This window comes from Massilia sp. IC2-477 (assembly GCF_020707265.1).
Taxonomy (GTDB): domain Bacteria; phylum Pseudomonadota; class Gammaproteobacteria; order Burkholderiales; family Burkholderiaceae_D; genus Telluria.
The window spans coordinates 24,792-48,041 of the sequence record NZ_JAJFEQ010000018.1 but is presented as its reverse complement, the minus strand read 5'-3'; the positions used below and the strand labels follow the sequence as shown (position 1 = coordinate 48,041).

The 23,250-nt window shown below is 66.4% G+C and carries 17 protein-coding genes; 2 read left to right on the top strand and 15 right to left on the bottom strand.

The genetic code is table 11. The annotated features are described in order from the left end of the window. Positions 1 to 10 precede the first annotated feature (10 nt). The 15 genes from LK542_RS23830 to LK542_RS23760 all read right to left on the bottom strand — a co-directional run bounded on the left by LK542_RS23830 (position 11) and on the right by LK542_RS23760 (position 17,433). A complete protein-coding gene (locus tag LK542_RS23830) occupies positions 11 to 793 on the bottom strand; it encodes a PIG-L deacetylase family protein (RefSeq protein ID WP_227813865.1) in 783 nt (260 codons plus the stop codon). Next, the gene (locus tag LK542_RS23825; RefSeq protein ID WP_227813864.1) at positions 783 to 1,643 is read right to left on the bottom strand and encodes a GNAT family N-acetyltransferase; all 861 of its coding nucleotides are present in this window, start codon (positions 1,641 to 1,643) and stop codon (positions 783 to 785) included. The genes LK542_RS23830 and LK542_RS23825 overlap by 11 nt, the downstream gene beginning before the upstream one ends. Next, positions 1,643 to 2,032 carry a GtrA family protein gene (locus LK542_RS23820; RefSeq protein WP_227799663.1) on the bottom strand — a complete coding sequence of 130 codons (390 nt, stop codon included), beginning with the start codon at positions 2,030 to 2,032 and terminating at the stop codon, positions 1,643 to 1,645. The genes LK542_RS23825 and LK542_RS23820 overlap by 1 nt, the downstream gene beginning before the upstream one ends. After that, positions 2,029 to 3,075: a glycosyltransferase family 2 protein gene (locus tag LK542_RS23815; RefSeq protein WP_227813871.1), complete on the bottom strand. Its 1,047-nt coding sequence runs from the start codon at positions 3,073 to 3,075 to the stop codon at positions 2,029 to 2,031. Before LK542_RS23815 ends, LK542_RS23820 begins: the two co-directional genes overlap by 4 nt. A gap of 20 nt (positions 3,076 to 3,095) precedes the next feature. Continuing rightward, on the bottom strand, positions 3,096 to 4,958 hold the full coding sequence (locus LK542_RS23810) for a hypothetical protein (RefSeq protein ID WP_227813863.1): 1,863 nt from the start codon (positions 4,956 to 4,958) through the stop codon (positions 3,096 to 3,098). After that, complete coding sequence (locus LK542_RS23805; RefSeq protein WP_227813862.1) at positions 4,942 to 7,863, bottom strand: glycosyltransferase; 2,922 nt, start codon at positions 7,861 to 7,863, stop codon at positions 4,942 to 4,944. The genes LK542_RS23810 and LK542_RS23805 overlap by 17 nt, the downstream gene beginning before the upstream one ends. Then, positions 7,864 to 9,204 carry an FkbM family methyltransferase gene (locus LK542_RS23800; protein WP_227813861.1) on the bottom strand — a complete coding sequence of 447 codons (1,341 nt, stop codon included), beginning with the start codon at positions 9,202 to 9,204 and terminating at the stop codon, positions 7,864 to 7,866. Next, the gene (locus tag LK542_RS23795) at positions 9,201 to 10,436 is read right to left on the bottom strand and encodes an ABC transporter ATP-binding protein (protein ID WP_227799659.1); all 1,236 of its coding nucleotides are present in this window, start codon (positions 10,434 to 10,436) and stop codon (positions 9,201 to 9,203) included. Before LK542_RS23795 ends, LK542_RS23800 begins: the two co-directional genes overlap by 4 nt. Continuing rightward, positions 10,436 to 11,236: an ABC transporter permease gene (locus tag LK542_RS23790; RefSeq protein ID WP_307728998.1), complete on the bottom strand. Its 801-nt coding sequence runs from the start codon at positions 11,234 to 11,236 to the stop codon at positions 10,436 to 10,438. Before LK542_RS23790 ends, LK542_RS23795 begins: the two co-directional genes overlap by 1 nt. A gap of 182 nt (positions 11,237 to 11,418) precedes the next feature. Then, positions 11,419 to 11,736: a hypothetical protein gene (locus LK542_RS23785; protein ID WP_227813860.1), complete on the bottom strand. Its 318-nt coding sequence runs from the start codon at positions 11,734 to 11,736 to the stop codon at positions 11,419 to 11,421. A 329-nt stretch (positions 11,737 to 12,065) separates the two neighbouring features. Further along, on the bottom strand, positions 12,066 to 12,824 hold the full coding sequence (locus tag LK542_RS23780) for a Crp/Fnr family transcriptional regulator (protein WP_227813859.1): 759 nt from the start codon (positions 12,822 to 12,824) through the stop codon (positions 12,066 to 12,068). Between the two features lie 23 nt (positions 12,825 to 12,847). After that, positions 12,848 to 13,165 carry a VanZ family protein gene (locus LK542_RS23775; RefSeq protein WP_227813858.1) on the bottom strand — a complete coding sequence of 106 codons (318 nt, stop codon included), beginning with the start codon at positions 13,163 to 13,165 and terminating at the stop codon, positions 12,848 to 12,850. Positions 13,166 to 13,321: 156 nt separating this feature from the next. Continuing rightward, positions 13,322 to 14,122, bottom strand: coding sequence for an HDOD domain-containing protein (locus tag LK542_RS23770; protein WP_227813857.1), 801 nt, complete (start codon positions 14,120 to 14,122; stop codon positions 13,322 to 13,324). A gap of 123 nt (positions 14,123 to 14,245) precedes the next feature. Then, on the bottom strand, positions 14,246 to 15,493 hold the full coding sequence (locus tag LK542_RS23765; protein ID WP_227813856.1) for a tetratricopeptide repeat protein: 1,248 nt from the start codon (positions 15,491 to 15,493) through the stop codon (positions 14,246 to 14,248). After that, positions 15,490 to 17,433 carry a CHASE2 domain-containing protein gene (locus LK542_RS23760; RefSeq protein ID WP_227813855.1) on the bottom strand — a complete coding sequence of 648 codons (1,944 nt, stop codon included), beginning with the start codon at positions 17,431 to 17,433 and terminating at the stop codon, positions 15,490 to 15,492. Before LK542_RS23760 ends, LK542_RS23765 begins: the two co-directional genes overlap by 4 nt. A gap of 192 nt (positions 17,434 to 17,625) precedes the next feature. Between LK542_RS23760 and LK542_RS23755 the strand changes: the two genes are divergently transcribed. Continuing rightward, a complete protein-coding gene (locus LK542_RS23755; protein ID WP_227813854.1) occupies positions 17,626 to 19,014 on the top strand; it encodes a FecR domain-containing protein in 1,389 nt (462 codons plus the stop codon). A 363-nt stretch (positions 19,015 to 19,377) separates the two neighbouring features. Further along, the gene (locus LK542_RS23750) at positions 19,378 to 23,202 is read left to right on the top strand and encodes a DUF4214 domain-containing protein (protein WP_227813853.1); all 3,825 of its coding nucleotides are present in this window, start codon (positions 19,378 to 19,380) and stop codon (positions 23,200 to 23,202) included. Positions 23,203 to 23,250 lie beyond the last annotated feature (48 nt).

Genomic DNA, 23,250 nt, shown 5'->3' with positions numbered 1-23,250 from the left:
CGGGTCGTTATTATTGGAGGGAAGGGGAGCAGCGCCAGGCGTCGAGCGCCTGCTTCATCTGGTCCCAGCTAAAGAACTTGCGTTTCTCGTAGTAGAGCGCGCCCGCGTGCGGACGTTCCCGCAGGCGCTCCACGCTCACCGGCTGCAGCTGCTCGACGCCGCGCACCAGGTAGTGCATCAGCACGAAAGGGAACAGGCCGATCCAGGTCGTGCGCTGCGACGGATAGGACAGGCAGGCCTTCAGGTGCTGCAGGCGTTCGCGCATGGGGATGCGGATCGCCACCGCCGGGCCGTTTTCCGGCAGCGGCGCCAGCACCCGGAACAGCGGGCCCGGCAGGCCCTTGGCCTGGTACAGCGAAAACTGCCGGGTGCGGCCCAGCAGGCCGCGTTCGCTGGCGATGTTCACGGCCATCGCGTGCAGGGCGTCATGGTCGTGATGGCCGCCTTCCCAGGCCGTCACGTGCAGCGAGTCGATGAGCGGGTAGCGGTCCAGCCAGCGCGTGAGCCACTGCGCCGCCCGGCCGAGGTGCAGGGGCAGGCGCGCGTCGCCGATGCCCAGCTCGGCGCCGGCGAAGAACACGTCGTCCGGCGCCACGCCCAGGCGCGCCAGCACCGCGAGCGACTCCCCGTTGCGCTGGGCGGCGCTGGCGCTGGCGGTCTGGCCGTCGGTCAGGTAGGCGCAGGCCACGCGCAGGCCGCGCCGGCGGCAGTCCAGGATGCGCTGGAACACGCCGAACTCGTCGTCCTGGTGCGCGAACAGGAACAGCGCGGCGTGCGCGGTGTCAGTAGGCATCGAAGTCGAGGAAGGTGAACTGGATGCGCGCCGGGTCGAGCTGGGGCACGCGGCCATTGAAGGCGCGCCAGATCAGGTTCAGCGGCGAGGGACGCAGGCGCTGCGGGATGCTGGCGTAGTTCCAGTAATTGCTGGTCGCGTCCGGCGCCAGGCCGATGAACAGGCGCAGCGGGAAGGCGGATGGATCGCGGCCGTCCAGCTGGACGTCGACGCTTGCCTTGTCCAGTTCGGCATAGGCCGGCACGCCCTTCTCGGCGGCGGCGTGGAACTGCAGCCGGCTGCCGCTATGGCCCCGGTAGACGCGGTTGTGCGGATTGGCGCAGCGCCAGGCCAGGGCTTCCGGGCTCCAGCGGCGCTCGAACGAGAGCGCGCTCGCCGCCGGTTTCGGTGCATGGCGCAGCGCACCCAGGCCGACGCGCGCTTCCAGCGGGCGCACCAGCTGGAAGCCCAGCTTGCGCACGAAGCCGGGGGTGCTGTTGGCGTTGGCCACCCCATAGCAGCCGTCGAAGCCGTTCTCGAGGCCCGCCTCGTAGGTCATCGCCGCCAGCCTGGTGAACAGGCCCTTGCCCTGGTAGTCGGGGTGGGTCGCCGTGTTCAGCGACAGCAGCACCCGCACTTCCTGCCCTTCGATCCAGGCCCGCGCCGGCACGCACACGTAGTGCGCGGCCAGGCGCTCGCCGTCCCAGGCGTCGTAGCCGACCGCGGCGCCATCCGGATTGGCCACGTACAGCCAGTCCAGGTAGGCCGGCGTGAACTTGTCGGTGCCGGGGAAGCAGGCGGCGAACAGGGCGCCGTACTGGGCCAGGGCGGCGGGGTCGTTCCGGACGGGAGCAAAACGCAGGGCTTGCATCACTTGAAGATCCAGTATTTGCTGAGCAGGTAGCCGTTGACCGCCACCAGCGGCAGCGACAGCAGCTTCCCGGCCAGCGGGTTGGCAAAGGCGGCTTCCGCGCCAGCTACGCAGGCAATGGTCAACAGATAATTGACCCCAACCACGCACAGGTAGCGTGCGAAGTTGGCCGGATTGGCCGCAGCATTGAAGGTAACACGACTGTGGAAGGCGTAGTTGACCAGCAGGCCGGCCGCGAAGCCGGCGCTGGCCGCGGCGGTGGCCTGGACACCGTACTGCAGCAGCAGCTGCATCAGGCCGATGTCGGTCAGGGCGCAGAGCAGGCCGCCGGTGAGGAAGACGGCGAACTGGCGGCTGAGCAGTTTGGAAGCCAGTGCGGACATGCTCATGCAGCCGGATCCGCCGCAGGCGCGGCCGGCTTGCTGCGGAACAGGGTCTTCTTGTGCAGCGGGTAGCGCGGCACCGAGGCCACGTCGTGGGCCAGGAAGGCGAGGATCAGCTGCACGCCCATGATCACCGGCAGCGCCGCCAGCATGACGGTGCCGGCCGGCGTTTCCACGCCCGAGCGCGCCGAGGCGATCCAGTGCGACAGGCCGTAGATGGTGCCGAAGGCGGTGAGCAGGATGCCCAGCGGCAGCTCGATCGAAGCCACCGACATGTTGCGCAGGTAGTAGTTGTAGAAGATGCGCTTGCCAAAGTTGCGGATGTGCTTGCTGAGGAATTCGGTGACGATCTTCGAGATCTTCAGGTTGCTGACCTCGTCGCCGTAGACGGCGTCCATCGGTACGTCGGCCACCACCGCGCCCAGGATGTTCAGGCGGAACAGCATGTCCGATTCGAAGAAGTAGCGCTTGCTGATCTTGTCGAAGGGCAGGAAGCGGGCGCAGTCGGCGTGGATCGCGGTGTAGCCGTTGGTCGGGTCGAACAGGTCCCAGTAGCCCGAGGACAGCTTGGTCATCAGGGACAGCACGGCGTTGCCGAACAGGCGCAGCGGCGGCATGCTGCCGATGCGTTCCAGGTTGAAGAAACGGTTGCCCTTGGTGTAGTCGGCTTCGCCGGCCAGGATTGGCGCCACGAAGTTCGGGATCAGGGCGCCGTCCATCTGGCCGTCGCCGTCGATCTTGACCATCACCTTGGCGCCGTCCGCAATCGCGGCGCGGTAGCCGGTCATCACGGCGCCGCCCACGCCCTGGTTCTCGGCATGCTCGAGCACCACGACGCGCGGGTCGCGGCAGTGTTCGCGGACGAAGGCGCCGCTATTGTCCGGGCACTTGTCGTCGACCACGTAGATGCGCGTGACTTCCGGGCCGATGCCGGCGATGACGCCCAGGATGTGGCGGGTGACCTTGTAGCTCGGGATCACGACGGCGATTGCGCCGGCCGCCGCCAGGGCTGCAAGGCTCGCGTCGGCGCCGGCGGCGGACAGGTTCATGTGGGTGGTCGAAGGTGCGTTCATGGGGTACTTCCGGTGGATGGCCGGACGCTGACTTCCTGCAGGATGACAGCGCCGGGGGCTTCATGTTCGAGCGTGAGGTCCAGTACGGCGGCTTGCGCGGCCGCGGGCAGTGCGATGACGGGCGCCGCATCGAGCGCGTGCCAGCCGAGGTCGACGCCGCCGGCAGTCACGTGGGTCCGCCCGCCTGCAGTCGCGTACGATCCGCGCAGTACCAGGGCGGCGGGACGGATGCCTTGCGGCGTACGCAGGCGCAGCTGCGAGCGCATGCCGTCGGACGGGATTCCCGTAGCTTCGCGGCCGCGCCAGCCGGCGCCCAGCACGACCGGGCCGCCGGCGACGATGTCGTCCACCAGCCACGTATATTGGCGCACGCCCCTGGCGAGGCACACGACCTGGCCGTCGATGTAGCGCCAGCCGCGCGAGCTGCGCGTAAACGCGTTGTCGGGCGCCAGCTGCGCGCCGGGGCCGCACAGGCTCGTCGCCGCATGCGGGTCGCCGTCGTTGACCAGGGTCCGGAAGCGCCAGCCGTCCACATGGAAGCTGTGGACCCGGTCGGGCTCGACCCAGTTGTCGTGGTGGGCCATGCGCTCGGCGAAGATTTCCGGCTCGGGGTAGTAGTGCCGGGGCAGGTGGCGCAGCACCAGTGTCGCCAGCGGACTGAATTCATTGTATTCGTAGCGTACGGCGTGGGCCATCGCCGCACCCTGGACCAGCAGCACGGCGCCAAGCGCCGCCACGCGCCAGCGGCGCAGTTCGCGCAGCATGGCCAGCAGCGCGAACAGCAGCGGCATCGCAGCCCAGAAGGCGTAGCGCATCGGGCCGGCGGCGGCCGAGTTCCAGTTGATCACCGCGAGCGCCGGCAGCACCAGCGCCAGCGTCAACGCAAAGCACAGCAGCAGCAGGCGCAGCGCGGCGCCGCGCGCCAGCAGCAAGCCGAGCAGCACGCCGGGAATCGCGAGGATCATGCCCTGGTTCAGGTCGAAGAAGAAGGAGACCAGGCGCGTGGTACTGATCAGGGAGGCGCGCGAGAAGCGGCTGGCGATCAGGTTCGGCACCCCGTATTCGATCAGGTTGAACAGCACCGGCACCGCCGCCACCGCCAGGCCGAGGCCGAGGGCGCTCAAGAGGCGCGCCAGCGATACCGGTGGAATCGGCTGCATCCGTCCGACAGCGGCGCGAATGAAGGGCGCGAACAGGAAGAAGAACACGATGGTCGGGTTCTGCTGGGCCGCCAGGCCCGCCAGCACGCTGCCCGCCACCGGCATGCCGGCCGTGAACAGCAGCAGCCCGGCAAGCAGGCTTGCTGCGCCGACGGTTTCCGGGCTGGACCAGTTCCAGTACAGGACGCCGCCGCACAGCATGAAGAGCGCCAGGGCAAGGGCCGCGCGCCCGCTCGCGCCGAAGAAGCGGTGCAGGGCCAGTCCCAGGATGAACACGAAGACCAGGTTGACTACCTGGAAGGCCTTGAACGGCTCCTGTCCCAGCGCTTCGAGCAGGCGCAGGGGCAGGGCCGCCATCATCGGATAGCCGAAGAAGTGGACGCTGTAGACATGGCCGCTGCTGCCGCGCTGGAAGGCCGGGTAGACGTCCTGCACGCCGCGCCGCATTTCGTCCTGCAGCATCGCGAACAGGGGCGTGAAGCGCTCCGGCGCCAGCGCCTTGGTGCGCTCGAAGTCCTCGATGCGCAGGTCGGGCGTGCCGTGCGCGGCGATCCCCACGGTGTTCACCGAGTACTCGAGGATGTCGCCGCTGAGCGAGACCGGGCGCGCCGCGAACAGGGCCGCGAGAAGCAGCGCCAGCAGCAGCGCGAAGCGCCACAGCGGGCTTGCGCTACGCGCGGGGTCAGGCCGCTTTCGCATCGCCTTCGGGCTCATCGTCGATGCTCGTTTCCGGCGCGCTCGGAGGCAGCGTGCGGTACCAGCGCTGGCGCACCAGGCCGGCCAGCACCTGGCGCGCGCTCTGGTTCCAGGTCAGCCAGGGCATGCCTGTTGATTCCGGGATGCTGCCCTCGCGCCGGCGCTCCAGCCAGGCTTCGATCGCCTGCGCCAGGTCGTCCGGCGCCAGGCCGTCGAAATACCAGGCGTGCTCGCCCGCCACTTCGCGGAACACCGGCAGGCTGCGCGCGATGATCGGGATGCCGTACTGGGCCGCCTCGATCAGCGGCAGGCCGAAGCCTTCGCCTTCCGAGGGAGACAGCAGGGCGGCCGAGGCGCCGTAGAGCTTGAGCAGCATCTCGTCCGAGATGCCGGCCATCCAGAACAGCCGTTTGGCTTTTTCCGGATGGTTGTTCATGCGCTCGGCCACGGCTTCCATCATCCAGCCCTGCTTGCCGACCACGACCAGGTTGACGTCGACGCCGCGTTCCCACAGCAGGTCGAAGGCGGCCAGGGTCTGGGCATGGCCCTTGCGCGGCTCGACCGTGCCGACCATCAGGAAGCTGGGGCGCTGGCCGAGGGCGTCGAGCACCTGGCTGGCGTTCGGCGGCAGGCCGGTGCTGGGCGCGCTGGCGTTGATGTCGGCCCCCAGGTGGAACCAGCCCAGCTGCAGCGGCATGGTGCGGCGCAGGCCCTGGGCTTGCGTCCAGGCCGCGTACTCGTCGGCCACGGCGCGCGAGATGCACAGCACGCCGTCGGAGACGCGGTGCACGGTGCGCAGGAAGTCGGCGAAGCCGTCCTCGGTCCCGAACGGGAACACGTCCGGGCGCAGCACCGGCAGCAGGTCGTAGACCACGAAGTAGATCTCGACGCCGCGGTCGCGCATCGACTGCAGCAGCTGCTCGTTCTGGGCCACGCCGCTGATGTACAGGTCCAGGCCCAGGAACACGTCGCCCGGGCGCAGCTCGACCGGCGCGTCCTCGACCGACAGGCCGGTCTCGCCGACCAGGTTCAGCGCCCAGTTGCGCGCGTAGTGGTAGGGGCGGTTGCCGCCGGTGCCGAACACCGGCTCGATGCGGAAGCCCGGCGGCGGGCTGGCGATCAGCGCCAGCAGGATGCTGCGCACCACGCGCTGGATGCCGGTCTTGAGGTCGTGCTGGACCAGGGCCGAGACGTCCACCAGCAGCTGGCGCGGGCCGCTCGCCGCGCGGTTGGCGGCGATCGCGCCGGCCAGCGCCGGGAGCGACTCCATTGGGCAGGCGCGCGCCGCGGCCTCGATCAGCTGGCGGTAGCCGGCGCGGGCGCCGCGGGTGGCGAAGTGTTCGATCGCTTCCATGCACATGCGGCCGGCGTGGCCGGGTGCATGCTGGCTTTCCATGTAAGCCAGGGCGCGCTGCGACAATTGGGCGCGCAGCGTGCTGTCGGCGCGCAGGCGGCCCAGCGCCTCGGCCAGTTCTTCGCAGGCGAAGCCGTCGCGCAGCTTGAGCAGGAGACTGTCGTCGATCGAGGCGGTCGAGCCATGCGCGTTGACGATGGTCGGCACGCCGTACAGCAGGCAGTCCAGCACCGCGGCCGAGGTCTCGCCGCGCGAGGAACCGCGCAGCTGCACCGCGCAGTCGCCGCCGGCCAGGTAGTCGGCATAGGTGGCCGGGTCGACGAAGCCGGTGATCCGGATCCGGTCCGCGCACCTGGCGGCGCGGATCTTCTTGCTCAGGTTGGCGCCATACTTGCCGGCGTCGTTCTCGCCGACGAAGACCAGCGAGCAGTGCGGATCGGCCGCCAGCGGCGAGGCGAGGAAAGCGTCCAGCAGTTCTTCGTTGAGCTTGGTCTTGCCGAGCAGGCCGAAGCTGCACACCACGTAGTCCTCGGCCTTGAGGCCCAGGCGCGCACGGGCCGCGGCGCGCGCCTCGGGCGAGGCGGCGCCTTCGGGTTTGCCGCGCAACAGGGGAATGCTGCGCCAGTCGTCGGCGGCGCCTTCGCCATACCATTCGGCCGCCAGCCCTTTCGGGAATTCGGAGTGCACGATGATGCCGGTGGCGTTGTCCAGCACGCCCTTGTTGAGCGGGTACTGCCACACGGTCGGATGGCGCCCGAGCTTGAGGTGGCCGGCCAGGCCGGTGTAGCCGTGCGACTCGTACAAGGCCTTGGTGAAGCCCAGCGGCAGATAGTCGATGTTCTCGAGGTGCTCGATGACGTTCGACAGGTAGAAGTCGTGCAGCACCACCACGCCCGGCACGTCGCGGATCAGCTCGAACATGTGGCGGTGCGCCGGCGAATTGCCGAAGTGGTAGAGCACGCGGTCGTAGGACGCGGCATGCTCGCGCAGCCAGGCCGCGCTGCGCTGCGTGAAGCGCTCGACGCGCGCGTCGCTCACGCGGTCCTGCTCGACGATCAGCTCGATCTCATAGTACTTGGCCAGTTCCGGCACCAGCTCGGCGCTGTAGTCAGCGATGCCGGATTTTTCCGGCGGCAGCGGCGACACGTAGGCCAGGCGCGGCTTGTTGCCGGGCGCTCCAGCAAGCGGCGCCGAAGCGTCGCGCACGCGCTGCCACAATGCCTCGGCCGTGCCGTCCAGCGCCACGCTGGCGAAGCTGTCCGCGGCCGGCGTACTGCCTGCCATGACGACGACGTCCGGCACGAGGCTGGCCAGCGCCTGGTGGCGCAGCAGCGCCGCCAGCCGCGGCTCGGCGGGCAGGGTGAAGGGACGCACGCGGCGGCGCGGCACCAGGCCGTCGAAGGCCAGGCGCAGGGCGTCGAAGGCGCCTTCGGGCGCGGACGGGGCCGCGATCCACAGTTCGTGGTCCCTGGCGTGCCCTGCCAGCTCGCGCGCCAGCGCAAGCAGCGCGGGTTCCGGCTGCGGGTGGTCGAGGAAGTCGATGACGATACGCATTTATTGTCCTGCCTGCTGTTTGGCCTTGGCGTGCTGCAGGTCGGCCAGCACCTTGCGGACCGAGACCGGCAGGCCCTTGAGTTCTTCCGGGACCTCGATGCCGGCCGGCGCCTGCTGGGGCGGATCGAGCTTGACGGCGGCGATCGAGGCCGAGACGCGCTCGCCGATCACCGGATGGCGCCGCAGCACCGGGATCACGAGGCGGCGCAGGCGTTCGTTGGCGGTCAGGCGGTTGACCACGCGGCGCGCCAGCTTCGGCTGGCGCAGCGAGTACACCAGCAGGCCGAGGGCGCGCACCGGTTTGGTGAGCTTCCACGAGGTGCTCGACAGCGTGGCCCGCAGGCGCTCGTCGAGGCTGTGCGCCCATTGCGACATCTGGCGGTTGGCGTCGTGGGCCTCGACCAGCTTGTCCTGCAGCAGGGCCTTGGCTTCTTCCGCCTGTTCGACCTGCAGCCGGGTGACGCGCAACTGCTCCTCCAGCTCGAGCGCCTGCGCCATGCTGGCGTGCAGCTGCTCGTTGCGTGCCTTCAGCTCGGCGGCGCGGTCGTTCAGCTGGGTCTCCAGTTCGCGCTGCCAGGCCGACAGCTTCTTCGCGTCTTCCTGGGTGGCGCGCAGCTGCTTGTCGAGCGCCTTGCCGTTCTTCCAGGCCTTGTCCAGGTGGTGCGAGATGAATTCGTCGAACACGTTCGGCTGGATGCCGAAGTGCTGCAGCAGTTCCGGGTGCTCGTCCGCCACGTAGTAGCGGTTCAGGCCATCGAACCACACGAAGCGGTAGCCCTGGCTGGTGACGAGGGCGTCCCAGGCCGCGTGGTTGGTCTCGCGGCTGTTCGGCAGCGTCGCTTCGATGACCAGCACCCACGGGCGCCAGCGCGCGAAGTCCATGCCCTTGATGACTTCGCCCTCGAAGCCTTCGACGTCGATCTTCAGGAAGTGGATGTCACCCCGCACGTACTCTTCGCACACCGAAGCCAGGGTGCGCACCGGCACCGTCATCTCGACCACTTCATGGCCTTCGGAGCGATGCAGCTCGGCCACCGATGCTTCCGGCGACGCCCAGCCGCGCACCTGCGGGGTGTCGTACAGGGTCAGTTCGCCGTTGGCAGCGCCTGCCGCAATCGCCAGGTTGACGTCGCGCGGGCGCTGCTCGAGGAAGGCCTGGTGGAAGGAGGGCAGCGGCTCGATGCTGATCCCGCGCCAGCCGGCGTCGTAGAAGGCCTTGGTGACCGAATGCTCTTCCGGGTCGTTGGCGCCGACGTCGATGTAGAAGCCGTTCTGCACGTGTCCGAGCGCGCGCCACAGCAGCACGTCTTCGGAATTCTGCGAGTAGGAGATAAGTGTCATGTGCGTTGGATGTCGATGGCCGGGTCGAGCCAGGCCGAGCCCTCGAAGTGGGGGCGGCGCATGTTCATCACAGTGAACACCAGCGCCAGGTCGCGCCATTCGTAGTTGTTCACCAGGTGGGTCTCGGTGCTGACGATCGCGGTCGCGACCGAATAGGTGCCGGGGCCGAGGTTCATCGGGAAGGCGAAGCGGTACACCACTTCCTCGCCAGCCGCGACGTTCTCGAGCGGCAGCTGCTTCAGGTGGGTATTGGTGCCGTACATCGGCTGGCCGAGGCGGTCTTTGATCATGTAGCCCAGCACCATGCGCGGGATCGGCGCATTGACCTTGACGCGCACTTCGAGCGTGACGGCGGCGCCCACGTCGACCACTTCGGCGCGCTGCCCGGTCTCGTCCAGCAGGGCGATATCGCTGACGCTCGCTTCGCCGGTGCCGGAGATGGTCTGCACCTTGCCGCCTTCGGTTTCCTGCAGGCGCACGGTGTCACGCCCCTGAGCGTTCTCGCGCTCCGCGATCATGGCGTTGTAGTAGTCCATGATCTCTTCCGGCCGGCCTTCCTTGGCCAGGCGCCCGCCGTCGAGCAGGATGGCGCGGTCGCACACCGACTGGATCGCCTGCTTGTCGTGCGAGACCAGCAGCAGGGTGGTGCCCTCCTTGCGGAACTGGCGGATGCGGTCGAAGGACTTGTGCTGGAAGTAGGCGTCGCCCACCGACAGGGCTTCGTCGACGATCAGGATGTCCGGGCGGCGCGCCGTGGCCACCGAGAAGGCCACGCGCACCTGCATGCCGCTCGAGTACACGCGCACCGGCTGGTCCATGTACTCGCCGATGCCGGCGAATTCCTCGATCTGCGGCATCAGCTGCGTGATCTCGTCCACCGTCATTCCCAGCAGCTGGCCGGCCGTGTAGACGTTCTGGCGCCCGGTGAAGTCGGGATGGAAGCCCATGCCCAGTTCGAGCAGCGCGGCCACGCGCCCCTCCATCCAGACGCTGCCGGTGGTGGGCTGCGTGGTGCCGGTGATGAGTTTCAGCAGCGTGCTCTTGCCTGCGCCGTTGATGCCGATCAGGCCCACGGCTTCGCCCGGCGAGACCTGGAAGTTGATGTCAGTGAGCACCCACTTGAGCTTGTGGCGCTGCCCGCGGAAGGGCAGCAGCCATTCGCCCAGGCGCGACCAGCGCGTCGGATACTGTTTATAGGCCTTGCCCAGGTTCGACACGACAATGGTGCCCATCAGAGTTCATCCACCATTTCGCCGGAGCGCTTGCGGAACAGGCGCAGGCCCAGGATGCACAGCAGCAGGGCCAGCAAGGTCGCCGGAACCAGCGCGTGCCAGTCTGGCAGGCGGCCTTCGACCAGGATCGCCTGGTGCGCCTGCACGATCGGCGCCATCGGGTTGTAGAGCAGTACCAGGCGCACTTCTTCCGGCAGGATCGAAGCCGGGTAGACGATGGGCGTGAGCCAGAACCAGAACTGCATCGCGATCGTCACGAACTGGCCGACGTCGCGGAAGAACACGTTCAGGATGCCGGTCACCATGCCGAGACCGATGGCCAGTAGGATCTGCAGCAGCAGCAACGGGATGATGGCGAAGAAGACGGCGCCCGGGAAGTGCCCGGAAACGATGAGGTACACCACGAACAGGCCGAAGATGACGCCGAAGTTCACCAGCGCATTGAGCACCACGATGACCGGCAGGCAGATGCGCGGGAAACTGATCTTCTTCAGCAGATTCGCCTGCTCGAGGAACATGTTCTGCCCGCGGGCGACGATCTCGGCGAACAGGCCCCAGGTCAGGATGCCGGCGCACAGGTAGATGGAATAGGCGGCGCTCGAATCGTTGCCCGGCAGCTTGGCACGCATGACCTCGGAAAAGATCACGGTGTACACGAGGATCATGGCGAGCGGGCTGAGCACCGACCAGACGGCGCCCAGCATCGCGTTCACGTATTTCGACTGGAATTCGCGTTTGACGCTGCCCAGCACGAAACCGCGATAGGCCCACAGGCCGCGCAGCATCAGTGGCAAGATCATGGGGCGGCCCGCTCTGGCAGCGCCCCGGTCGGGTACGTCAGGATTGTCAACATTTGGAATGGCTGAGCCGGATGAGCGCAAAATTATACTTCATCCAACAGCCGATCCCTTGTTACAGGTGTAACATCTTGTCTGAAGTCAAGAAAGATTTGTAATGGATTGTCGTGGGCGCAGTGGCCGATTCAGCTGCCCAGATTGGTAAAGATCCCGACCGCCAGCTCTGCCCAGCAATACACGAAGCCCAGGCCGATGACGCCCGCGGCGATCAGGCGGCTTTTGGTGGTGCGCAGCTTGCGCAGGGGGAAGGTGAGGACCAGGCCGGTGAAGGCGAGCAGGATGCCGGCGATGACGAAATCGGAGCCGGTCCACACGACCTCGGTGGTGAACTGCATGGCGACCAGCGGAATGAGCAGGATGGCCGCAGTGACCAGCGCCACGGTCAGCAGGCTTTTGGCGAGGCTGGGTTTGAGGTGGAGCTCATTGCCGGTCATGGTGCTCATTGTCATCTCCTTGGGACAGGGGAGCGGCGAGTGGCCGTCATGACATTAATGTAGCATGCCGCACGTAGGGTGGGCGGATTCCCGCCCACGCGGTGATCCTTATCAGCCGGTGACCAGGCGCGTTGAACTTGCCGCTAGCTGAACGCGTGGGCGGGAACACCCGCCCACCCTACCGCGAACCGGGGTCAGGTCTGACATTCAGACACGAGCTCAGCAAAAGCCGTGGGGCTAAGGCAGAGTTCGTGTTCGAATGTCAGACCTGACCCTCGTCCTTAAGGCGCGTTGAACTTGCCGCTAGCTGAACGCGTGGGCGGGAAGACCCGCCCACCCTACGAACCCTGCACCAGCTTCTGCAAGGCATCCGGCTTCACGATGATCAGGCGATGCGCATCCTTCTGCACGATCCCCTGCTGCGCCAGCGCCGTCAGCGCCCGCGTCACGGTTTCGCGGCTGGTGTTGATCATGTTGGCGATGTCCTGGTGGGTCGGGAGGTTTTCCACCACCGCCGGGACGCCCGGCTCGGGCTGCTTGTTCTTCTGCATCAGCACCAGGTAGGTGTAGATACGTTTGGCGGTATTGTTGATACTCAGCAGCGAGCGGAATTCCGAATCGCGCTGGATCTTTTGCGCCAGGTGTTTCAGCATGTGGGTCGCCACCGAGGGCGAGTGCGCGAACAGGTGCATGGCGGTGGCCGCCGGCAGGAAGGCGACCAGGGCGTCCGACATCGCCACCACCGAGGCCGAGCGGGTCGAATTGTTGATCAGGGCGATCTCGCCGAAGAAGTCACCCGGCGCCAGCATGCGCAGGCCGATGGCGCGGCCGTCTTCGGTGACGTCGATCACCTGCAACTGGCCCGACAGCAGGAACATCAGGCCGTCGCCATGGCCGCCTTTCTGCAGCACGATGTCGCGCTTGCTGTACTGGCGATAGCGCAAGTCCTGCTTGACCCGGATGATCTCCTCGTCCGACAGCTCGGCCAGCAGCGGGATCTTGCGCAGGTGAACCTGCACCTGGCGCTCTTCCGGCGCGGCTGCATCGTTGTCGGCGGGAGCCCGGCGAGCCGGGGCGGTCTTGGCGGTGGCGGTCATGGTGTGTGCTGAAATGGCGTGCCTCAGAAAAAACTGACGTAGACTTGGGCGCCGACCGCCGCGAAGGCGATGCCGGCCGCGTTGGCGCCGATGTCGCGCCAGCAGAAGCTGCGGTCCGGCACCAGCGCCTGCAGGCACTCGATCAGCCAGCCCGCAACGAGCAGCCCCAGCAGCCAGAATAGCGCCTCGAGCGGGCTCTTGGCCACGCGCAGTGCGAGCACGGACAGCACGGCGAAGCTGGCAAAGTGAAGGAACTTATCGTTCGGCAGCGGCGGCAGCCAGCGGTTCGGAACCAGGCATCCCACGCAAACAGCGAGCGCGGCCATGCCCAACAACACCATGTCTCCCACCACGATCAAACGGCCCTTCCTGAATTTCCGACAGCCGTGATTGTATACGGTCGAGCCTGCTTAAGGTGGTTTTGGGGCCGCCGCAGGCCGCGCCTGGCGCGTGCCTGCAACGAAGCATGGTCAGCCTGTCAACGCGGCGGGGCCGTCTCAGGCCGCGGCGGCGAACGACGCGTGGGTCGGGAAACGGGCGCGCATCCAGTCCATGCCCAGGCCGAGGGCGGCGACGACGTCCGCCGGCAGCGTCTCCAGGATGGCCGGATCGTCGCTCGGCGTATCGGCCAGCAGGCTGGCCAGGTGCACCACGCCCGCCAGCTTGCAGAAGGGCGGGGTGGCCATCGGATCGGACGAGCGCTCGACGGCCTCGGCGATACGCGCCGGGAAGTTCCAGCGGCGGCACAGCTCGGCCGTGATCTGGCCTTCCGACAGGCCCAGCAGGCGCTGCTCGCGCTCCCAGCGCGCGCCCGGTAGGTGCGGTAGCTGTTCGATTTCGGCAAAGGCGCCGGGGGCCACCTGGTAGATCAGCAGCTCGCCCAGGCGCAGCACCATGCCCGACAGCCAGGCGTCGGATGGATCGGCGCCGGCGCCGTTGGCCAGCCATTTGGCGTAGCCGGCGCAGGCCATGCTGCTTTGCCAGAACTCGTCGGTATCCAGGCCGGGCAGGGCGGGGAAGGACTCGGCGAAGCAGGCGGCCAGCGCCAGCGTGCGGATGTGCGACATGCCGGCCAGCGCGATCGCGTCGTCGAGCGAGCTGACGTTGCGGCTGGAGCCGAAGCGGGCGCTGTTTGCCAGGCGCATCAGCTTGGCGGTCAGCGCCGGATCGCGCGCGATGATGGCGGCAACGCTCTTGGCCGAGGCGTCCTCGTTGTCGAGGGTGGCGATCAGCGCATGCGCCACGTCGGAAATGGTGGGCAGGCGAACGTCGCTAAAGAAATTGGCAATGCTGATCATGGTGTCTTCCAGGTTGTGCGCCCGGTTGGGCGTGTTATTGCTTGCCAGCCCAGTGTAATGCCCAAAATCAACAAATTACGGAATTGATTGCGGATTTAACGATTCGTGTTGTGTGTCTGCGAATCAGGGCAGTTGCCATTGCCAGCTCAGCTGCAACTGCTTGTTGTTGTATTGGAAAATCGAAATGTTCTCGCGGTTGCGCACCACGCGCGCTTCCAGCACCAGCGCATGCTGCCGGTTGATCGCGTAGCTCACGCTGCCGCGCAGCACCTGCGTGGTCTGGTCGCGCACCACCTCGATCACGTCCGGAGAATAAACGCGGCTGCTGTCCCAGGTCTGGCGCGAGTAGCCCAGTTCGGTGTTGATGCCGTGCCCCATGTGGCGCCGTACCAGCAGGTTCAGGTAGGTACCCTTGCGGTCGCCCCCAGGGCGCTGGGCCAGCGCGTGGTCGTTCTGCACGCCGAATGCGGCATTCACCGTGTGGTCGCCGCGGCGCCACGACAGGTGGCCGCGCAGCTCCTGCGTGGTCGAGTCGAAATTGGTCAGCGAGGGGAAGGTATTGTAGGTGATCGCCCCCACCACGTTGAACTGCATGCCGGTCGGCAGCCGCAGCGGCGGCACCACGCGCGCCTGCAACTGCCCCTGGCGCTGGTAGAGCTGGCCGCCCAGGGTGACCAGGCCGAGCGTGCCGGTGGCGCGCACGCGCAAGCGTCCCCAGCGATAAGGCGCTTCCAGGCCGGCGAACAGCGAGCTGGTGTTGTACTGGTGCAGGCTGTCGTTGTGGCGCAGCTGGTACTGGGCGAAGCCGAGCAGGCCGTTGGGCGTGACTTCGCGCATGGTTTCGCCCGACAGCTGGGTGTACTGGTCGCTGCGCGGCAGGAAGTCGCCCGACAGTTCGTATTCCACCTGGCCGTCCGGCGCATCGACCACGTAGCGGTTGGTGCGCGCGCCCTGGTTGACGTTCTGGTCGTAGCCGCGGCTGGCCATCACCACCGTGCTCGAGAAGCGGTCCCAGCGCGAGCAGCCCTGTTCGCGCGTCTGCGCGATCAGTTCCAGCAGGGCGGGCGAGGGGTTGAAGCGCATCTCGATGACCGCGAACAGGCGCTCGGCTTCATCCGAGTTACCGAGCGCGCAGTGGGTAAGCGCCAGCTCGAGCCAGGCGCCGGCGTGGTTCGGCGACTGCTCGATCGCACGGCGCAGTTCGGCCGTGGCGTCGGTGCGCCGGCCTTCGGCGATCGACTGCAAGGCCTGCAGGTAGAGCTCCTCGCTCGAAGTGGGTGCGGCCTGCTGCGGGTCCTCGGCGGCGTGCACGGCCGTCGCGAACAGCAGGATGGAAAGCGCGCACCAGGCGCGCAGCGATGCGAAACTCATGAACTACCTTTGACTGCGGCCATTGCCGCCACTTCTGTCATGTCGGGCGCCGCGCTGCGCGAGCGCGGAATGTCGCTTGGGGTGAACAGCGCGGTGGCCTTGCCCTTGCCGCGCAGGCGCCGTTCGCCGAGCGCGATGAAGCCGTGGCGCAGCGCGCGCTCGACGGTGCCGGCGCCGACGATCACGTCGTAGGGGAAGTCGCGCGCCGCCTGTTCCAGGCGCGAGGCCGTGTTCACGCTGTCGCCGACCGCCGTATAAATGCTGCGGAACGAGGTGCCGAAGTCGCCCGCGACCGCCGGTCCGCTCTCGATCCCGATGCGCACCCGCAGGGGCGGATGGCCCTGCGCTTCGCGTACCCGTGACAGCGCCTCGACCCGTTCGACGATGGTGCGCGCCGCATCCAGCGCGCGGTCGGCGTGCTGCTCGATCGGCAGCGGCGCGCCCCAGAAGGCGACCAGGCCGTCGCCAGTGTATTTGTCCAGGGTGCCGCCGCCCGCGATCACGGGGCCGGTCAGGCAGTCGAGGAATTCGCGCGTCAGGCGCGCCGATTCTTCCATCGACAGCGATTCGACCTGGGTGGTATAGCCCTCCATGTCGGCGATCAGGGTGGTGACGTCCAGCTGGCGCGGCGCCAGCGGGTCTTCCAGGTCGCTGCGCAGCAGCTCGCGCACCACCGAGGGCGCCACGTACTGCTGCAGGGTGCCGAGCAGGCGGCGCGAGCGGCGCTGCGCCAGCTGCCACTGGTAGGGCACGGCTACCGCCAGCAGAAACAGGTTGCTCAGCAAGGGAGCGGTGGTCGAGAACAGCGGATCGTGCGGTGCGATCTCGTAGGCGGCGCGCAGCCACAGCGCCGACACCAGGCCGAGCAGCGCGACGCTGGCCCAGGCCGGCAGGCGCGGGAAGGCAAGGGTGGCCAGCAGCGCCGACAGCAGGGCAAAGGCACAGGCGATCAGGCGTCCCGGCCAGGGTGCCGGGGTGCTGCCGGCCTGGCGGTCGAGCAGGGCGGACAGGATCTCCGCCTGCACGCCCAGTCCCGGGCGCTTGGCGGCGTGCGGCGTGGTGACGCGGTCGCCCAGGCCCAGCGAAGACGATCCGACCAGCACCAGCCGACCCCTGGCGCTCGCCGGATCGATGCGTTCGTTCAGGATGTCGGTGGCGCTGGCGATGGTGAAGGCTTCCCAGTCGCGTTTGAAGGGAATGCGCATGTGGGCGGCGTCCGGCAGGGCCGGCGCCCTGGCGCCGCTGCAGCAGTCGAGCAGGGCCAGGCCCAGTGCCGGATAGTCGCGTCCGCCGAAGCGGGTCAGCAGCGGCACGTGGCGCAGCACGCCGTCGCGGTCGGGCACGAAGCCGATGTTGCCGACGTGGCGCGCCCCGGCAAAGCCCGCGTGGTTGGCGATGTAGCCGTCGGCCGTCCGTGCCTGCGGCGCCGGCTGGGGCAGGGCGCCCGCCGGCACGCCCTGGCGCAGCGGTTCGGGACGGCGCTGCTCGTAGTCGAAATCGAAAGCCTGGCCCAGCACCAGCGGCCCGTGGGTGGCCAGCGCGGCCAGCCGCATGTCGCCCTCGGGGTCGCCGGCCTTTTCGCGCACGATATCGAGCGCCACCCCGCGCGCCTCGTAGCGGCTGAGCAAAATCTCCACCAGGTCGGCAATGCGCGAGCTGGACCACGGCCAGGCGCCTTCCGCCGCCAGACTGGCCTCGTCGATATCGACCACCAGGATGCGCGGCTCGACCTCGGTCGTGGCGCGCCAGCGGATGAACTGGTCGCGCAGGGTCTCGCTTCCGAAAGAGATGTTGTCCAGATGCGACAGGCCGAAGGAGGGGCCCCATTGCACCAGCACGGTCAGCAACACGGCCACGACGCCGATCAGCGCGCGTGCGAAAACCGCCTGCTGGCGTGGCGCCAGCCGGTGCTTGCTCTGGGAAGAAGGGGAATCGGTCACGCCGTCAGGACCAGTGTAGGAGCGAGAAATTTATGACGAGAAACTAGAAGTATAAGGCCAAAGCGTTGCTCCAAGGGCAATTGCTACAAATTGTAAGCACATCGGGTAACACATGAGTTTGCTCTAAAATGTGACGGCCATCACGGAAGAGGCTGGCGCGGCCCGGATAATAGCGCGAAAAGGGGAAAAAGTATGTTGCGTCCATTACTCATCATCAGCTCGTTGGCATTCGCCGCCGCGGCGCACGCGGCCGAGGCCGGCAAGGTCATCTTTGCCGCCGGACAGGCCCAGGTTGCCGACAAGGCTGGCGCGGAAGGCACGTCCGTCCAGGAAGGCGAGCTCCTGATGACGGGCAAGGACGGTTTCCTCTATGTGAAAACGGTCGACAATGGCCTGTTCATCCTGCGTCCGAACACCAAGGCGCGCATCGTCGCCTACCACATCGACCAGAAGAACGCCGCCAACAACCGCATCAAGCTCGAACTGATCAGCGGTGTGGCCCGCAGCAAGTCGGGCGATGCGGTCAAGCAGGCGCGCCAGAACTTCCGCTTCAACACCCCGGTGGCGGCGATCGGCGTGCGCGGCACCGACTTTACTGTTTATACGGACCAGGAAACCTCGCGCGTCACGGTGCTGACCGGCGGCGTGGTGGTCAGCGGCTTTGCCGGCGGCTGCAACCCGGATGGCGTCGGCCCCTGCGAGGGTGCGGCCAGCCGCGAACTGTTCGCAGGCCAGCGCGGCCAGCTGCTGCAGGTCAAGCGTGGCGACACCGCGCCGCAGCTGCTGCAGTCCAGCAGCACCGGCCCGGACCAGGTCTCGCCGCCGCGTGCGGATGAACCGGTGGCGAAATCCGGCAGTACCGGCGGCAGTAGTGCTTCCGGGCCGGTCCTGGATGCGCGGAAGAGCAATGACTTCGACAAGCTTGTGAAGGGGCCTTCGCAGCCGACACAGCCGCCGCCGTCCAAGGATCCGGTCATTACGCCGCCGCTCGACCCGGTCGTGGTCGGGCCGGAGCCGGACCCGATCAAGCCGCCTCCGGTAGTGGTCGAGCCTCCCCCTCCGCCGAAGCAGCTTGTGTGGGGCCGCTGGCAATCGTTCGCCGGCGCGGATATCACGCTCGATCTGGAAAAGCAGCTGAATTCCGAAAACAAAATGGTCGCCTTGCGTCGCAACTACGCGCTGTTCCAAACCCCTGGCGCCGACTATGTCGTTCCCGAGCGCGGCAGTGTCGGTTTCAATCTGCAAGCCAGCGAAGCCTATGTATACACGGCCGATGGGGCGCTGCCCACCGAAGCCAAGATCAGCAATGGCAAGCTGAATGTGGATTTCGGTGCGCGTACCTTTAACACGGGATTCGACCTGACTACCGCTTCAGGCGAGTTGTTCAAAATGAACTCCGAAGGTGCCGTGGGTTATAACGGAAGGCTGACCGGTAACGAACTCTGGAAGGCACCTACCAATATGAACGTCGAGGGCCAGCTGAGTAATGAAAACGGTGGGGCCGCTGCATATTTATTTGATCGCCGCCTCGACGACCAGCGCATAATCAATGGCGCGACTTACTGGGGCGTCCAGAAGTAAGCGAGGGAATTTCGAAGAACCGCCACTTTGTGGCGGTTTTTTTTCGCCCATCGCACGTGTCATGCGCGCCGCATGGCGGTTCGTGCCTGATTGATGCCTTCTCTACTATGGCAGAGATTTCTCCTATGACAGCGGCTACGAAGTCATTGCGCCACGGGAAACTTTCTCTGATAATGATCCGCCGTTAAAACGGAGTGGAAAAAAAACCGCAATTTCGCCACAGATTGTACGTTCATGTGACGGCCGTCACATAGCTGCGTCCTTGACCTCTGTCATCATCCGGGTCGTTGGGCTGCAGTCACACGAGTGAAGAAGCTGCAGGTTGAACTTTTCTGATCATTGATCTAAATCTAGGAGTAATACATGGCTTTCCAAAATGCCGAAGCAATCCAGAAGCTGTACGTGGCATTCTTCAACCGCCCAGCCGACTACTACGGCCTGCAGTACTGGGATGGCGTCATCGCCAAATCGGGCAACGCCACTGCTGTCCTCTCGCAACTGGCAGCTAGCTTCGCCCAGTCGAAAGAATACACCGACACCTACGCTGGCCAGAACACCCGCCAGGTCATCAACAACATCTACAAGAACCTGTTCGGCCGCTCGGCTGAAGAAGCTGGTCTCGAGTACTGGAACAACGAAATCGCAGCTGGTCGCGTGACCCTGTCGAACGCTGTCCTGATGATCTCGGCCGGCGCACAGAACGCCGACAAGACCGCTTTCGCTTCGAAAGTCACCGCAGCAACCTCGTTCACCGACGCTCTGGACACCACCGACGAGCGCCTGGGCTACAGCGGCGAAAAGGCCAACGCAGTTGCCAAGACCTACATCGCTAGCGTGACCGACGCTGCCACCCTGGCAGCCGCCGTTGCTCCGGCAAACCTGGACGCAACCGTCAACCAGTCGATCGGCGCCGGCACCACCGCGCAGACCTACACCCTGACCAAGGGCCTGGACGTCATCACCGGCAGCGCCGGCAATGACCGCATCATCGCTGCTGTCGACACCAACAACGCCGAAGTCAACACCCTGAGCGCAGTCGACACCATCGACGGCGGCGCAGGCGTCGACACCCTGGTCATCGCTGCTGGTACCGCGCTGACCACCTCGGCACTGGCCAACATCAAGAACGTCGAGACCATCGAAGTTCAAGCTGCTGACGCGATCACCCTGAACACCACCAGCCTCACCGGCGTCAGCGCTGTGAACGTGACCCGTGCCGGCGGCGCAATCAGCGTCACCTCGGCTGCGACCACCGACATCGGCCTGAACCTGAAGGCAAGCTCGGCTACCACCACCCTGCTGGGCGGTAAGAACGTCAACGTTGCTCTGAGCGACGTGACCGCAACCACCGGCGCAATCCAGGTTGGCTCGGCCGGCCAGGCTGCTGCTGGCACCGTCGCTGTCGCCACCACCGGCGCAGCTACCGTTGCTGCTACCGACGTGACCCTGGCTGGCGTGACCGTCACCGGCGGCACCAGCATCAACGTGACCGAAAAAGCAACCAGCAGCGCAGCTGCTGCCGTGGCTGACACCACCGGCGCGACCATCACCCAAGGCGCAGTCAGCGTCACCGGCACCGCCGCTACCACCACCGTCAGCGTCAAGCAAGACGTCGCGCAGGCTGAATTCGCAGCCGTGACCGCTGTTGCTGCCAAATCGACCACCGAAGAAGTGGTGTTCAGCGCTGCTAAAGCCGGCGACGTCGTCAAAGTCGACTTCGGCGATGGCGAACTGTGGTTCACCGCCAAGAAAGACCTGACCGCTGCTCAAGTGGCATCGGCATTCGCAAACCTGGCCACCGGCGCAACCCAGGGTTCGGCTTCGGCTGAGCTGGGCATCTACACCGACGCAGCTGGCGGCGTGACCAACAAGTGGACCTCGGGCGCCGTCGAAACCGTCAGCGCAACCTCCTCGAAGGTCGTGTTCACCAGCACTTCGGCTGCAGCTGACCTGGACGCTACCGTGACCACCGTTGCTGGCAGCACCGCTACTGCAGCCGCTGGCGCCCGCGTTGCTGGCGTGACCGGCGTTGCCGCTGAAGCTGGCCAACTCGGCATCGTCGCTGGCGCAGTCACCATCGCCGACGCAGCTGGCTCGATCAAGACCGCTACCATCGATTCGTACGGTGCTGGCTCGTCGATCACCGGCGGCGCAGTCCTGGAGACCCTGAACCTGTCGAACAGCGGCGCAACCTACAACGCTGCTGGTGACGTCACCGCGGTTGCAGGCCTGACCGTTGCTGACACCGCGTCGACCCTGGCTCTGAACCTGAACAAGGTTGGCTTCGCCACCAGCGCACGTGCAGCCGTCACCCTGACCGCCGCTCCGACCACCCTGAACGTGAAGAGCACCGGTTCGAACTTCGTGACCCTGACCGCTGCTGCGACCGAGACCCTGAACGTTACCGGTACCGGCACGCTGAACAACTCGACCACCGACCTGGCTGGCCTGAAGACTGTCAAAGTCAGCGAAACTGCTGGCCTGAGCCTGGCTGCCGCTACCGCGGACACCCTGGAATCGGTTGACACCACCGCCACCACCGGCACCGTGACCGTCAGCATCCAGGGCAACAGGGCAACCTACACCGGCGGCGCTGGTTCGGATCGCGTCACCATCACCAATGCTGACACCGCAATCAGCAAGTCGATCAACCTGGGCGCCGGCAACGACACCCTGAGCCTGGGCACCGCCCTGGCGATCGACCCGGCATCGACCGTTGAACTGAACGGCGGCGAAGGCACCGACACCCTGGCGCTGTCGGCTGCTACCGCAGTTGCTCGTTCGGCTGGCGTGACCTTCCAGGACCGTTTCACCGGCTTCGAGAAGATCTCGGTTGGCGCAACCAGCACCAACAGCACCGTGAACATGGACAACCTGGATGACATCAACTACGTCATCTCGAACGGTTCGGCCGCTGGCGTCGGCGCAGCTCCGACCGCGCTGGTCCCGAACACCACCCAAGGTAATGCCGTGGGTCCTGTCACCGAGTCGTCGGCCATCACCTTCAACGCGCTGACCGCTGGCCAGAGCTACACCGTCGCCGGTCGCACCGTGACTGCTGTCACCAACCTGACCGCAACTCAAGTGGCGACTGCCTTCAGCAACACCGGCGCAACCATCGCTGGCGTCGTGACTGTCGGCGGCACCCTGACCGGCTTCACCGCTAGCGGCGTTACTGCCGACGCTGTGACCTTCACCAGCACCACCCCTGACGCCAACGTCACCGACATCACCTTCTCGGGCGCTGGCGCCGCTGTGCCGGGCACCAACGTGCTGACCCTCGACAAGATGCTGAACAACGCAACCGTCGAGTTCGCAGCTCAGGGCGACGTCGAAGTCAAGCTGGCTGACGCTTCGGGCACCGCTGACACCGTCAACTTCGTCACCGCTGCTGGTACCGGCGTGAACATCGGTACCGCAACCGCTGACAAGGTCGAAACGATCAAGATCAACGTGACCGACACCGACACCACCTCGACCGGCGGCGTGCCGAACGTCTCGACCAATACCCTGAACGTGGATGCCGATGCAGCTTCGACCATCACCGTGGGCGGCGCTGGTAACCTGACCCTGACCCTGTCGGCTGACACCAAGGCAGTCACCCTGATCGACGGCAGCGCAGCTACCGGCATCCTGAGCATCACCACCGTGGCCAGCGACACCGCTGCTACCACTGTGAAGGGTGGTTCGGCTGCTGACGTGCTGACCGCAATGGGCGCCAACGACGTCCTGCAGGGCGGTGCTGGCAACGACGTGCTGAAAGTCATGGGCAACGTCGCTAGCGCTGTCACCCTGACCGGCGGCGAAGGCGTGGACATGTTCGACGTGAGCGGCTTCCAGGCTGCCAACGCCGGTGCAGCAGTCTCGATCACCGACCTGGCCAAGGGCGAGAAGATCAAGTTCGTGTCGAACGCGAACGCCGACTTCATCAGCTCGAAAGTCTCGCTGATCGCTGAAGCAACCTTCGACAACTACGTCACCGAAGCTGCCAAGGCTGCTGACGCTGCAACCGGTAGCCACGGCATCGCCTGGTTCCAGTTCAACGGCAACACCTTCATCGTTCAGGACGTGGACGGCAACGGTGCCTTCAACAACAACGTTGACATCATCGTCAAGCTGACCGGTATCGTTGACCTGAGCGCTTCGTCGTTCAACGAAGTCGGCCAGGGCACCCTGCAGTACCTGTAATCTACAGATCGGGAGCGCAAGCTCCCTTTCGATGGATGCTCAAAACCC

Coding starts and splice junctions, on each gene's coding strand:
- LK542_RS23830 (WP_227813865.1), bottom strand. CDS start 793: ATGCCTACTGACACCGCGCACGCCGCGCTGTTCCTGTTCGCGCACCAG.
- LK542_RS23825 (WP_227813864.1), bottom strand. CDS start 1,643: ATGCAAGCCCTGCGTTTTGCTCCCGTCCGGAACGACCCCGCCGCCCTG.
- LK542_RS23820 (WP_227799663.1), bottom strand. CDS start 2,032: ATGAGCATGTCCGCACTGGCTTCCAAACTGCTCAGCCGCCAGTTCGCC.
- LK542_RS23815 (WP_227813871.1), bottom strand. CDS start 3,075: ATGAACCTGTCCGCCGCCGGCGCCGACGCGAGCCTTGCAGCCCTGGCG.
- LK542_RS23810 (WP_227813863.1), bottom strand. CDS start 4,958: ATGCGAAAGCGGCCTGACCCCGCGCGTAGCGCAAGCCCGCTGTGGCGC.
- LK542_RS23805 (WP_227813862.1), bottom strand. CDS start 7,863: ATGCGTATCGTCATCGACTTCCTCGACCACCCGCAGCCGGAACCCGCG.
- LK542_RS23800 (WP_227813861.1), bottom strand. CDS start 9,204: ATGACACTTATCTCCTACTCGCAGAATTCCGAAGACGTGCTGCTGTGG.
- LK542_RS23795 (WP_227799659.1), bottom strand. CDS start 10,436: ATGGGCACCATTGTCGTGTCGAACCTGGGCAAGGCCTATAAACAGTAT.
- LK542_RS23790 (WP_307728998.1), bottom strand. CDS start 11,236: ATGATCTTGCCACTGATGCTGCGCGGCCTGTGGGCCTATCGCGGTTTC.
- LK542_RS23785 (WP_227813860.1), bottom strand. CDS start 11,736: ATGAGCACCATGACCGGCAATGAGCTCCACCTCAAACCCAGCCTCGCC.
- LK542_RS23780 (WP_227813859.1), bottom strand. CDS start 12,824: ATGACCGCCACCGCCAAGACCGCCCCGGCTCGCCGGGCTCCCGCCGAC.
- LK542_RS23775 (WP_227813858.1), bottom strand. CDS start 13,165: ATGGTGTTGTTGGGCATGGCCGCGCTCGCTGTTTGCGTGGGATGCCTG.
- LK542_RS23770 (WP_227813857.1), bottom strand. CDS start 14,122: ATGATCAGCATTGCCAATTTCTTTAGCGACGTTCGCCTGCCCACCATT.
- LK542_RS23765 (WP_227813856.1), bottom strand. CDS start 15,493: ATGAGTTTCGCATCGCTGCGCGCCTGGTGCGCGCTTTCCATCCTGCTG.
- LK542_RS23755 (WP_227813854.1), top strand. CDS start 17,626: ATGTTGCGTCCATTACTCATCATCAGCTCGTTGGCATTCGCCGCCGCG.
- LK542_RS23750 (WP_227813853.1), top strand. CDS start 19,378: ATGGCTTTCCAAAATGCCGAAGCAATCCAGAAGCTGTACGTGGCATTC.